Consider the following 12,981-nt stretch of genomic DNA (forward strand, 5'->3'; position numbering starts at 1 on the left):
CAATACAAAAGGAGGAACAAAGAATGGCAACAGCAATTTCTGATGCAACATTTTCAAAAGAAACAGACGAAGGTTTAGTTTTAATCGATTTTTGGGCAACATGGTGTGGTCCTTGTCGCATGCAAGCGCCAATTTTAGAGCAATTAGCTGAAGATTACGATGAAGACGAATTAAAAATCGTAAAAATGGATGTGGATGAAAATCCTAACACACCAAAAGACTTCGGCATTATGTCGATCCCGACTTTAATCTTGAAAAAAGATGGTGAAGTGGTGGAAAAAGTTATCGGTGTTCATACTAAACCCCAATTAAAAGAATTAGTGGATCGCCACTTATAATCTTTAGTTGCAAATTAAGAAGCCACCTGCGAAATTTTTTCGCAGGTGGCTTTTCTTAATTTAGCGCTGTTTACTTTTGAGCAGAGCATTTGATTTGCTTAAAAAAATTTGCCGTGCAAGAATTAGTTGTACCAAATTTAATCAAAGGAGCGGATAATGATGAAAAAAATCTACACGACAAAAATGATTAATACTGGTGGCCGTGAAGGGGAATCCCATACGCCAGATAAATCTTGGACGTTGAAGATTACAGACCCTGGTAAACGTGAAGCAGGCACCACCAATCCGGAACAATTGTTTGCAGCAGGCTACGCAGCTTGTTTTAACGGTGCGTTATCCATCGCCAAAGAACAAGCAGGTGTAACAGGCGAGTCAACGATTAGTGTTGCGGTTTCTTTATATAATGATGGCCCGGCTGTCTTTTTCATCGGGGTAGAAATCGAAGGGAAAATCGCTGGTTTAAACCTCGAAGAAACGCAAGCCCTCTTAGATAAAGCTAATACGATTTGTCCGTACTCTAAAGCAACCCACGGCAACATTGAAGTAAGTTTGAAGGCCGTCGAATAATACCAATTTGCGCTGAGAAAAGTGTTGAACACTTGCTCCGCGCTTTTTTATTCAGCAAATTGATAGCCACGCGCTGCTACGGGTGTGGAAAATACAATCTGCGTGTTGGTGCCGCCAAACTGTTGTAACTCGTTAATAAACTGGTCCAATAAATGAGTGGTGGGGAAGACGACTTTAATCAGTTGCGAATAAGGCCCAGTGACACAATCGCACTCTAAGACGTTGGGAATTTTTTGAATGTAGTCGTAAAACTCTGGCTTTTGTTGGGGGCTTAAGGACAGTTGAATAAATGCTTTAATGGGTAAGTGACACGCTTCATAGTGGAGCTGTGCTTGATAATTTTTAATAATTCCTGCTTCTTCTAAGTGGCGGAGCCGTTGCGAGACAGCCGGCGCCGTAATAAAAAGTGCCTCACTAATTTTTTTGATGGAAAGCCGTGCATCTTGTTGCAAAAGATTTAACATTTTTTTGTCTAATTGATCCATGAGCGTGCTCCTCTTTAACTTGACTTGAAAGTATTTTAGCACATTTGGCACTACAAATTCCGCAGAGGACGCCTCGGAATAAAAAAATTCCTGCTAATCTTCGGCAAACGGCTAATCTGCTTAGTAAAGGGGAGAAACTTTTTTAACAAAGAGGAGTCTTTCTGTATTAATAGTGTTTTTCAAAGAAAATTGGAAATTTCTATGAAAATCTGTGATTTTTTTATCAAATTAAACACTAGATTAGTAGCCAAGACCTGTAAAGAATGATAAAATAAGTTCGTTGGTTGAGGGAAACCTTAGCACAGTTTATTAAACGAAATGAGGAGGAAAAGAATTATGCCATTAGTAAGAGGAACCGAATTTTTACAAGCAGCCCGTAAAGGTGGCTACGCTGTCGGTGCGTTCAACACGAACAACTTAGAATGGACTCAAGCAATTTTAAAAGGTGCTGAAGAAGCACAAGCTCCTGTTTTAATCCAAACTTCAATGGGTGCAGCTAAATACATGGGAGGCTACCAAGTTTGTTACGATATCGTAAAAGACTTAATCGACTCCATGAAAATTACTGTTCCAGTTGCTTTACACTTAGACCACGGTGCCTACGAAGATGCTTTAGAATGTATCGAAATTGGTTATACTTCTGTCATGTTTGACGGTAGCCACTTACCATTTGAAGAAAACATTGAAAAAGCGAAAGACGTTGTGGCTAAAGCACACGCTAAAGGCGTTTCTGTAGAATGTGAAGTTGGTACTATTGGTGGTGAAGAAGACGGAATCGTTGGTCGCGGCGAATTAGCACCAATCGACGAATGTGTGAAAATGGCTGCAATCGGCATTGACTTCTTAGCATGTGGGATTGGGAACATTCACGGCGTTTACCCTGAAAACTGGGCTGGCTTAGACTTTGATCACTTGAAAGCCATCACAGATGCTGTTGGTTCTGATTTGCCATTAGTTTTACACGGTGGCTCTGGTATCCCAGTAGAACAAGTAAAACGTGCTATCTCCTTAGGTATTTCCAAAGTAAACGTCAATACAGAATGTCAACAAGTCTTCGCAGCTGCTACGCGTAAATACATCGAAGCAGGCAAAGATCTTGAAGGCAAAGGCTTTGACCCTCGTAAATTGTTGAAACCAGGGACAGATGCGGTTACTGAATTAGTAAAAGAACGTATCGAATGGTTCGGCACAACTGGTAAAGCTAAATAATTAAACATGAAGTAGCCACTTTTCATCTTTAGATGGGAGGTGGCTTTTTTCTTAAAAAATTTATTGAAATGAATTGCAAGCGCACTAATTTTGAAGCAAGATTGACCAACTTTTAATCATCATCTTTAAATATTGTTATTGGCAATAATTTTCAGCAAGACTATAATGAAACAAAAACAAAGAGGTTAGTGGAATGAAATTGACATTGGGAATTTATCATCAGGACGGAACAGTAGCAATGGGTCAAGAAAATAATGAGTCACAACCATTAGTAAGTGCGAACTCAGAACAGTGTTATTTGGCAACGCAAGGCTATCTTTTTCAAGATGGCGATGTGATTCGCGTTACCGTGGATACGCCTGACAGTTTTTTAATGGTGCGACTAGCTACGTCTTTAAAGGAAGATTTAGTTTTTGTTCCCCGTGGTGAAATAAATTATTTGGTGGACTTATCAGCAAATCGTCGCGAGGCTCAAAGTAGCGCATTGTTTACTGGAACAACACATTATTTAAGCGTTCGACAAGCAGAAGAGTTTGAAATTAAGAATTACCGCAACCTATCGGAAAATACGCATGATCAAAAGGATTTTACTGGCGCTTATCCCCACGCCCACGCTAACGTAGAGACGCGTAATGATGCTGTTTTCTTTGCTTGTAATGCAATTGATGGCATCTTAGCAAGTCGGAGTCACGGCGCTTACCCATTTCAATCCTGGGGAATTAATCAGCAAGCTGATGCTGCCTTAACTATTGATTTCGGTCGCCAGGTTCAGGTGAATCGGGTAGGCTTTTGTTTGCGGGCAGATTTTCCACACGATAACTACTGGAAAAAAGTTACTTTAAAATTCGGTGAAGCTGACGAAGAAACTTTCTCGCTGGCAAAGACGGGAGCAATGCAATACTTCACTTTCTCTGCCAGAACGGTTACAGCCGTTACCTTGCAAAACTTAATTCCAGCCACGAATCCTTCACCGTTTCCGGCTTTGACTCAGCTGGCATTATTTGGGAGCAACGTTACTGCTATTTAATTAATTAGGTGAATGAGTGAATAAGGGAACTGTAGCAAGTAACAGATTGCTCAGTTCCTTTTTATTTTATTAAACGATTTTAAAAGTATAACTTATTGGAAGTTCGATTGATATTTAATAAATTCAATTGATATTTTTAAAATAATTGGTTGTGCAAAGAGAAAAGGAAAGGTATAATCTTCAATGTATAGAAAGCGCTTTAATTGATGGGGTTTGGAAATGAAAGGTGTGTGATGGAATTGTTAAATAGAAGTTCAGGAGAGAAAAAGTTTAAAAAATACCTTGCGCATAGAAACGAAGCGGGAATTGAAGATGAAATTAAGAATCATAGTAGAAGAGTTGGGGAACTAACGGCTTTTTTTGCTAAAAAATTTAACGCAGAAAATTTTGGAAAACGGTGTGGTCTCAGTCATGACATTGGTAAGTATAGTGACGACTTCCAAGAGATGATACGAGGAAAAAAAATTCGTGTTGATCATTCAACTTTCGGTGCAAGAGAATTGAATAATCAACACGACTTAATTTCTGCGTTGTGTGTTGCTGGACATCATAGTGGATTACCTAATTTAGGCACTCTTCAGGATAAGGAAAATATGTCTACGTTTTTTGGACGAATGAAAAAAATAATACCAGACGCTTCAGCATATCAAAAAGAAATTAACCTTTCAGCACCTCAACCAGAAGATTTTAAAAACTTGCCACCGAGAGATAACTTTTCCGTAGCTTTTTTCATTAGGATGCTTTTTTCTTGTTTGGTGGATGCTGACTCTCTGGATACAGAGGCTTATATGAAATATCAAAAACCAGTGGAAATCGCTCCGAATAGTGTTGGGAAATTATATGCTAAATTACAACAGTATCTTCAAAAAGAGAAAGGGAATAACTGGAATCAAGATAAAAAAATTCAACAGGTTCGAGCAGAAGTATTGGAAGCATGTCAAAGTAAGGCTGATGTTGCTCCAGGAATATTTACCTTAAGTGCACCAACTGGTAGTGGCAAAACAATTTCTTCTTTAGCTTTTGCGCTCAAACACGCTAAAAAATTCAAAAAAGATCGGATTATCTACGTTGTACCTTATCGAGCGATAATTGATCAGACAGTTTCTATTTTTAGAAAAATTTTGGGGAGAGGCAAAGTGTTAGCTCATTATAGCGGTGCAGAAGATTACGACGAAGACGGCGATGAAATAAAAAGATTAGCCGCAGAAAATTGGGACAAGCCAGTGATTGTCACTACGGCAGTACAATTTTTTGAATCATTATTTGCTAATAAGAAAGGAAAATGTCGAAAAATCCACAACATTGTTAATAGTGTAGTTATTTTTGATGAAGGTCAATCCTTACCTTTAGCGTGCTTGCAATCGTGTATGGCAGCTGTTAAGGAGTTAGTCCATAGCTATAAGGTGACAGCCTTATTCATGAGTGCTACGCAACCTAACTTCCATCAATTGCTACTTAATGGCAAACAAGAGCCTCTAGAACGGACTGAAATTATTCCTGACATCAAGAAATTAACTGAGAATTTAAAGAGAGTTGCTTTTTCTAATCTAGGTGAGGTAAAAGTTAAAAATCTAGGAGGAAAATTAAAGCGGCATAAGCAGGTCTTATGTATTGTAAATACTAGAAAAAATGGTGCTGCTTTACTTAAAGAAATTGGACGTACGGAAGATACGTATTTGCTAACAACGTATATGAAACCGGTGGATAGGCAATTAATATTAGCTGAGATAGAAAATAAGTTGAAAAATGATAAACCTTGCCGCGTCATTAGTACAAGCTTGATTGAAGCAGGGATAGATATTGATTTTCCAACGGTTTATCGGGAAGAATGTGGATTGGACTCTTTAATTCAAGCGGCTGGACGATGCAATCGTGAGTATAATTTACAACTAGGTTCTGTGTATTTTTTTTCAGTTGCTGAGTTTCAATCTGGTAAAATTTTTTCGAAAAACATAGCTGCTATGAGAATTGCTTTGGCTGATAATTTAGCGGTAGATGACCCACAAACAATTGGTAGGTACTTTTCTGCGTTATATAATTTCAACAATAATCCTGATATCGTCCTACCTCTCTTTCATGAAGGTCAGGATGAATTACATTTGCCTTTCAAAGAGATTGCCAATAAATTTAAACTAATTGAAAACAAAGAGCTAACAGTCTACATTCCCTGTATGGAGAACAAAGACTTATTAGCTGCGCTTAGAAGAGGTACAACTAATAGGACGATACTCCGCAAACTAGGAAGGTATGGTGCTTCTGTTTCAGAATATGACTTAAACAAAATTACTATAGAAAAAGTAAATGAAAATATTTATATTCTTGCTAATGATAAGCAATATGACAACAGATATGGATTGAGTATCTATGAAAAGTAGAGTAAAAAGGTGGCGCTTTTGGGAGCACTCATTTATTACGTATTAAAGTTATTAGTTAATAAAAAATATTTTCTTTTTATCTAAAGCGAGGAGGAAATGATGTGCTGAGAATTTCAATAAAAGGTGAATTAGCATGTTTCACTCGACCTGAATTTAAAGTGGAACGTACAACATATGACGTAATTACCCCATCGGCAGTACGGGGAATTATTGAAAGTATTTTTTGGCATCCAGGGCTAGTATGGAAAGTAGATCGAATTTACGTCGCTTGTCCTATTCGTTACGTAAATATTCGTCGCAATGAAGTTGGCAGTAAAGCTTCTGCGCGACAAATACACAGTGATATGCAAAATAATAAAAAAATTTTTCTTGATACTAATGAAAAGATTCAACAGCGGGCGACATTAGCTTTGCGTAATGTGCACTATATATGTGATGTTCATTTTGAAATGACGGAAAAAGCAAATTCCACAGACAGCGCTGCAAAGTTTCAAGCAATGACTAAACGACGATTGGAGAAAGGTCAAAATTTTCAACAGCCATTCCTTGGTTGTCGTGAATTTCCAGCAGAAGTCACCTTATTTCAAGGTGAACCAGAATGTCCAGAAGAATTGGTAGGACAAGTTGATTTGGGGTACATGCTATATGATTTTGATTATCGCAATCCACTCGATATTCGTCCGCTATTTTTCAGAGCGCAGATGAAAAATGGGCTAATTGATTTAACGAAAGCTGAGGTGAGAGGATGATCATCCAGTCTTTAACTGAACAATATACATGGTTAAAAAGTCAGGGTAAAGTGCCACGTCTAGGATGGAGTAGAAGTGGAGTCAATTTTTCACTAGTCCTTTCAGAGAAGGGTGAGATATTAAGTGTTGTAGACCTCAGAACAAAAGAAAAGAAAAAACGCAGTTCACAAGTACTGATAATTCCTGAACAAGTAATTCGTACTACGCAGCTAAAACCATATTTTCTGGCGGATAATGCAATGTACTTGCTAGGATTAGATACTAAAAATAATCCTGAAAAAGCTAAAGAAGCATTTTCCTTATCCAAAAAGTTCCACGAAGAGATACTTGCAGAAGTAGACGTTCCAGCAGCACGTGCGGTACTTCATTTTTTTCAGCGATGGCAACCGGAAGATGTAGAGAAGCACAAAGAACTTAATCTATGGATTAAGGAATTGAAAAAAGGTGGAACGATTGTTTTCACATATAGAGATCAGCATGTATTCGATTATCAAGAAATCCAACAACAGTGGGAGAATTATTTATCTAAAGAGGAAAAGTATGATGGTGTCTGTAGTGTTACTGGAAAACAGGCTAAAATTGCTCGATTACATCCACTAATTAAAGGAATACATGGGGCGCAACTTTCTGGTGCTTCTCTAATTTCATTTAACGCAGAAGCATACACCTCTCATGGGAAAAAGCAAGGGATGAACGCACCGATTAGCGAAAAAGTGGCTTTTGAATATGGTGCCATGCTCAATTATTTATTATCCAATGAGAGTACGCATAAGTTAATCAATGATACAACCTATGTATTTTGGAGTAAAACTGAAATCGGTACAAGATCTTTTTTGGAAATGTTAACTGGTTATCAACAAACAGTAGATATAAAGGTGACGCAAATTCAACTCAAAGCAGCAATGCAAGAGCTAGCAGAAGGTAGGTCTATTGTCATTGCAGATGAAGAATTGTCAGCAGACACTGATTTTTACCTATTAGGATTGAGTCCTAATGCCGCCCGTTTATCAGTGCGCTTCTTTACTCATAATAAATTTAGTTTCTTTGCTAAAAATTTAGCTGCACATCAAAAACGGTTATCGATAACTCGTCCGCAGTTCGATCAACGTCAAGAATTAGGAATATTTGACATCCTTACAGCTATTACAAATGAAAAGACGCGAGATAAAAGAATTTCTCCTAGTTTAGCTGGCAGTATCACACAAGCAATGTTGCTAGATAGTCCATATCCTTATGCTTTAATTACGACGCTTTCGACGCGAATTAAAGCGGATAGAAAGATAACTCGTGATAGAGCAGCAATTATTAAAGCATTTTATTTGAAAAATAAAAATAGTAAGTGCCCTGAGGAGGTTTTGCAAGTGAGTTTGAATGAAGAAACCCAAAATATTCCCTATTTACTGGGACGGGAATTTGCGATTTTAGAAAAGATTCAGTGGTTAGCGAGCAACGAGCAAAGTAGTCAAGAGAGAACGGAAGAATTTAAAACAATTTGTGATAAATATTTCAACGCAGCAACTGCTAATCCGGCTTATATCTTTCCAATTTTAATAAAATTAACCAATCACTATTTAACGAAACTTAAAAGCTTACCTCAGAAGAATGGTGCACGAATCCTATTGGAAAAGACTTTGGGAGAAATTTTAGCAAAAATTGATTTAGAGTCTATGCCTAAACAGTTAACGTTACCGGAACAAGGAGCATTTCAGCTAGGATATTATCATCAGAAGGAAGCGGAGTTCAAAAAAGCAGCACTGAAAAAATTAATCAATAATAAAGGAGAATAGATTGATGGATAAAGATGGAGCAATTAAAAATAGATATGAATTTATCGTGTTGTTTGATGTAGAAAATGGTAATCCTAATGGGGATCCAGATGCAGATAACATGCCGAGAATGGATAACAGTACCAACCACGGTTTGGTGACTGATGTATGCTTAAAACATAAAATACGTCAATATATACAGATGCTAAAGGAAGATGAGCCAGAGTATGATATCTATATCAAAAGAAATGTAACATTAAATAGCAGTGATTTTCGTGCGTATGAAGCATTGGGCTTGGACACCAGTGATAGAAGAGACGACGCCATGAAAAAAATTATTAAACAAGCTAAAAAAGAAAAAAATATTGACGAGTTTGTTCGTGACTTTATGTGTAAAAATTTTTACGATGTTCGGACTTTTGGTGCAGTAATGACAACCTTTACTAAAAATGCATTGAACAGTGGTCAAGTGCGAGGACCAGTTCAAATTGGTTTTGCTCGTTCAATTGATTCGATAATTCCTCAAGAGATTACCCTTACAAGAACAGCGATTACGACAGAAAAAGACGCAGAAGATAAACTGAATACAATCGGACGCAAATATATTGTCCCATATGCGCTATATCGTGCAGAAGGATATATATCTGCAAATCTAGCAAGAAAAGTTACAGGATTCTCAGAGGAAGACTTGACACTTTTATGGGATGCGATTGCTAATATGTTCGAACATGATCGATCCGCTAGCCGTGGAAAGATGATTGTACGAGAACTAATTATCTTCAAACATGACTCGGAGCTAGGAAACGCTCCTGCTCATAAATTATTCGAAAAAGTAACTGTAGCGCGAAAAGCAGACGTGGATTTTCCAAGCTCATATCAAGATTATGAAGTTAGAGTAGATGACAAGATGCCAGCTGGTGTTACTTGTTTTAAATATTTAGATTAGTGGAGGGATAAAATGAAAATTGAACACATTGCATTGTGGACCAAAGATCTAGAACAAATGAAGGCTTTTTACGAAAAATATTTTGCAGCAGAAAGTTCAGCGTTATATGTAAATGAAAAAACAGGCTTTCGTTCTTATTTTTTGAGTTTTGCTAGTGGTAGTCGCTTGGAGTTAACTAATAAAAAATTTCTCTTGGAACGTGCAGTGGACGCGGTGGGTTATTCCCACTTGGCTATTTCTGTAGGGACGAAAGAAGATGTAGATAGCTTTGTGGCAAAAGTACTCGCAGATGGTTTTCCGTTATTGAATGGACCGCGAACTACTGGTGATGGTTACTATGAAGCTGTTATTCAAGATCCAGAAGGAAATTTATTGGAAATTACGACAGATTGAAATATGTAGGTGTAAAAATGATCTTTAAGCGTTATATTTATTTTAGAGGTGCGAGTGTCAGGTAAACAGTTATTGACTAGTAGATTCGCACCAAAATTTTGGCTAGATTATAAGCATTTAGCAGTAAAATTTAGTGTTTTATCATACCAGTGCTATATTTCTCGTACTTTTTTGTGAAATCAACTTATTTTGGATAGATTTCACGGTCGCACCTCGTATGAGGTGCGTGGATTGAAATTTTAGCAGTGGTGCCAGTGATATCCAAATTTTCTGTCGCACCTCGTATGAGGTGCGTGGATTGAAATATATCTACCAACAGATTGTTTCGTTGTTTCTAGTTGTCGCACCTCGTATGAGGTGCGTGGATTGAAATATCATCCAAATCCACCATTTGTTTGCGATAGTCGTGTCGCACCTCGTATGAGGTGCGTGGATTGAAATAAATCAATATATTTGGAAAATGTTATTGCTTTTTGTCGCACCTCGTATGAGGTGCGTGGATTGAAATTTTATCTATCAGCTTTTTAGTGTATTTAGGGAAGTCGCACCTCGTATGAGGTGCGTGGATTGAAATCACTCCAGCGAATGGAATTGGTGTTTGTCCAGATAGTCGCACCTCGTATGAGGTGCGTGGATTGAAATCATTTCTGGCGTATCTAAATAAATCATTGTTGCAGTCGCACCTCGTATGAGGTGCGTGGATTGAAATTGAACAGCTGGCACAATTGCCGAAACAAAAGTTTGGTCGCACCTCGTATGAGGTGCGTGGATTGAAATTTGGATGCGGTAGCGACTGCTGGAACAATCGGCAAGGTCGCACCTCGTATGAGGTGCGTGGATTGAAATCATAACAAAAAAATAAATTGGAGGCTTTTAAAAGTCGCACCTCGTATGAGGTGCGTGGATTGAAATCCGAATGGGTCTGATTGCCCTTGTGAGCCGTTTTTGTCGCACCTCGTATGAGGTGCGTGGATTGAAATTTTTTATTTGCTAATCAAGACCGTTTGATAATGTCGCACCTCGTATGAGGTGCGTGGATTGAAATATACCAGTCAACTGACAAGTGCGGTACGCTTGGTGGCGTCGCACCTCGTATGAGGTGCGTGGATTGAAATTAGTTAGAAATTTGATAACAGGAAAATTGCAAGAAAGTCGCACCTCGTATGAGGTGCGTGGATTGAAATAAAACGCAATTAGACGAGAATTGCCCAAATATGGTCACGTCGCACCTCGTATGAGGTGCGTGGATTGAAATATTCCGCTTCCTCCTTAAATTGAAGTCGATACTAGTCGCACCTCGTATGAGGTGCGTGGATTGAAATTGCGATGGATTGGTAAAGCTAATCGTTTGCTCGGGTCGCACCTCGTATGAGGTGCGTGGATTGAAATAAGATTTAAAGAAATGAACCACCAATTTAAAAAGTCGCACCTCGTATGAGGTGCGTGGATTGAAATTTTTGTGTCCTCTGCTGTGTCTTTTACAACAAAGGTCGCACCTCGTATGAGGTGCGTGGATTGAAATTTAGCATTGATACATTTGGGCACTTGGTAAGCATGTCGCACCTCGTATGAGGTGCGTGGATTGAAATCTAGCGGCTCGTCTGAAAATTCGTCATAGCTAAAAAGTCGCACCTCGTATGAGGTGCGTGGATTGAAATAAGAATTACCAACAACTTTAAAAACAGAAATATCGTCGCACCTCGTATGAGGTGCGTGGATTGAAATTTAGAAAACGCTTGGTATCTCGCAAAAAGCGAAGCTAGTCGCACCTCGTATGAGGTGCGTGGATTGAAATATATTGAACCTGGTGAAGAAACGTCAACAAGTGAAGGTCGCACCTCGTATGAGGTGCGTGGATTGAAATATGTCTTGCATAAATGATTTTATCGACTGGATAGTCGTCGCACCTCGTATGAGGTGCGTGGATTGAAATTTTTTAGTAAGGAGGCATAACCATGGACGTACTACTGTCGCACCTCGTATGAGGTGCGTGGATTGAAATCACGACACGCTAGATAGCATTGTGGATGCAATCGGTCGCACCTCGTATGAGGTGCGTGGATTGAAATGCAACCAATAGTTGCACGAACCACGAACTATTTCGTCGCACCTCGTATGAGGTGCGTGGATTGAAATTCGGACATCATCTACTATCTGAACAACGCTACTGGGTCGCACCTCGTATGAGGTGCGTGGATTGAAATTGGTACGTATGGTAATGACAATCTTTATAAATTAGTCGCACCTCGTATGAGGTGCGTGGATTGAAATAGCAGATTGAGTTTTTCGCTGATGAAAACCTAAAAGTCGCACCTCGTATGAGGTGCGTGGATTGAAATAATATGTTTCGGGATTTCCTCATAATACTCTTGCGTCGCACCTCGTATGAGGTGCGTGGATTGAAATCTATCCTTGGCGAAATAGCTTGCGGTGAGCCTATACGTCGCACCTCGTATGAGGTGCGTGGATTGAAATTAAGGGAACCCAATGTCATCATTTGTTCTTCCGGTCGCACCTCGTATGAGGTGCGTGGATTGAAATTAACTTTTTTACCTTTTTCGGTGACGTTGACGTCGCTGTCGCACCTCGTATGAGGTGCGTGGATTGAAATTGTTGATACATAGTGTGCAAACCCAAAGTAGTCAAGTCGCACCTCGTATGAGGTGCGTGGATTGAAATACGAATAATTGCCGGCACACTTTCAATGGTGCGCTTGTCGCACCTCGTATGAGGTGCGTGGATTGAAATAAGATGTATTAGATATTAATTTTACGGAAAAGACGTCGCACCTCGTATGAGGTGCGTGGATTGAAATTGGAATGACAATCCAACGTGCGTTATCATTACCGTCGCACCTCGTATGAGGTGCGTGGATTGAAATTTGGGAGCGTGGGGCTAATAAACCGTTAATGGAGTCGCACCTCGTATGAGGTGCGTGGATTGAAATACTACCAGCTTCCCCCACACCGTGCAATCCACCATGTCGCACCTCGTATGAGGTGCGTGGATTGAAATTTTAATCTCGGCTTTTTGTTAGTCCGTTGCTGGCTGGTTTTAAGTCAATATTTTGGACACATTTTTATAGACTTTTTTGTTCAATCGCCACAAAGGCTCGCCTCCTTCTAG

The 12,981-nt window shown here is 39.1% G+C and carries 10 protein-coding genes and 1 CRISPR repeat array; of the genes, 9 read left to right on the forward strand and 1 reads right to left on the reverse strand.

Features of this window, described 5'->3' with window-relative positions; translation table 11 throughout:
• Positions 1-2: 2 nt before the first annotated feature.
• Positions 3-338, forward strand: a complete 336-nt coding sequence (gene trxA, locus FFM57_RS07440; RefSeq protein ID WP_371851250.1) for a thioredoxin — start codon at positions 3-5, stop codon at positions 336-338.
• A 159-nt stretch (positions 339-497) separates the two neighbouring features.
• Positions 498-905 (forward strand): Ohr family peroxiredoxin, encoded by a 408-nt coding sequence (locus FFM57_RS07445; protein WP_137599885.1) that lies wholly within the window; start codon positions 498-500, stop codon positions 903-905.
• Positions 906-952: 47 nt separating this feature from the next.
• On the opposite strand, the gene FFM57_RS07450 is transcribed toward FFM57_RS07445, so the two are convergent.
• Entirely contained in the window at positions 953-1,390 is a 438-nt protein-coding gene (locus FFM57_RS07450) for an Lrp/AsnC family transcriptional regulator (protein ID WP_137599886.1), read from the reverse strand.
• 336 nt (positions 1,391-1,726) lie between these two features.
• Here FFM57_RS07450 and FFM57_RS07455 point away from each other — a divergent pair, with 336 nt between their 5' ends.
• The 7 genes from FFM57_RS07455 (at position 1,727) to FFM57_RS07485 (ending at position 9,855) form a co-directional block, all read left to right on the forward strand.
• Entirely contained in the window at positions 1,727-2,599 is an 873-nt protein-coding gene (locus FFM57_RS07455) for a class II fructose-bisphosphate aldolase (protein WP_137599887.1), read from the forward strand.
• A gap of 193 nt (positions 2,600-2,792) precedes the next feature.
• Positions 2,793-3,626, forward strand: a complete 834-nt coding sequence (locus FFM57_RS07460) for a hypothetical protein (RefSeq protein ID WP_137599888.1) — start codon at positions 2,793-2,795, stop codon at positions 3,624-3,626.
• 233 nt (positions 3,627-3,859) lie between these two features.
• Positions 3,860-6,001 carry a CRISPR-associated helicase Cas3' gene (cas3, locus tag FFM57_RS07465; RefSeq protein WP_170999926.1) on the forward strand — a complete coding sequence of 714 codons (2,142 nt, stop codon included), beginning with the start codon at positions 3,860-3,862 and terminating at the stop codon, positions 5,999-6,001.
• Between the two features lie 101 nt (positions 6,002-6,102).
• Positions 6,103-6,750: a type I-C CRISPR-associated protein Cas5c gene (gene cas5c / locus FFM57_RS07470; RefSeq protein WP_137599890.1), complete on the forward strand. Its 648-nt coding sequence runs from the start codon at positions 6,103-6,105 to the stop codon at positions 6,748-6,750.
• Complete coding sequence (gene cas8c / locus FFM57_RS07475) at positions 6,747-8,537, forward strand: type I-C CRISPR-associated protein Cas8c/Csd1 (protein WP_137599891.1); 1,791 nt, start codon at positions 6,747-6,749, stop codon at positions 8,535-8,537. The genes cas5c and cas8c overlap by 4 nt, the downstream gene beginning before the upstream one ends.
• A gap of 4 nt (positions 8,538-8,541) precedes the next feature.
• Positions 8,542-9,462 (forward strand): type I-C CRISPR-associated protein Cas7/Csd2, encoded by a 921-nt coding sequence (gene cas7c, locus FFM57_RS07480; RefSeq protein ID WP_137599892.1) that lies wholly within the window; start codon positions 8,542-8,544, stop codon positions 9,460-9,462.
• 12 nt (positions 9,463-9,474) lie between these two features.
• The gene (locus tag FFM57_RS07485) at positions 9,475-9,855 is read left to right on the forward strand and encodes a VOC family protein (RefSeq protein WP_137599893.1); all 381 of its coding nucleotides are present in this window, start codon (positions 9,475-9,477) and stop codon (positions 9,853-9,855) included.
• Between the two features lie 205 nt (positions 9,856-10,060).
• Positions 10,061-12,870: a CRISPR direct-repeat array (repeat unit 33 nt; unit sequence GTCGCACCTCGTATGAGGTGCGTGGATTGAAAT).
• Positions 12,871-12,981: the final 111 nt, after the last annotated feature.

It is taken from the genome of Enterococcus nangangensis (genome assembly GCF_005405245.1).
In the GTDB taxonomy this organism is placed as follows: Bacteria; Bacillota; Bacilli; order Lactobacillales; family Enterococcaceae; genus Enterococcus_J; species Enterococcus_J nangangensis.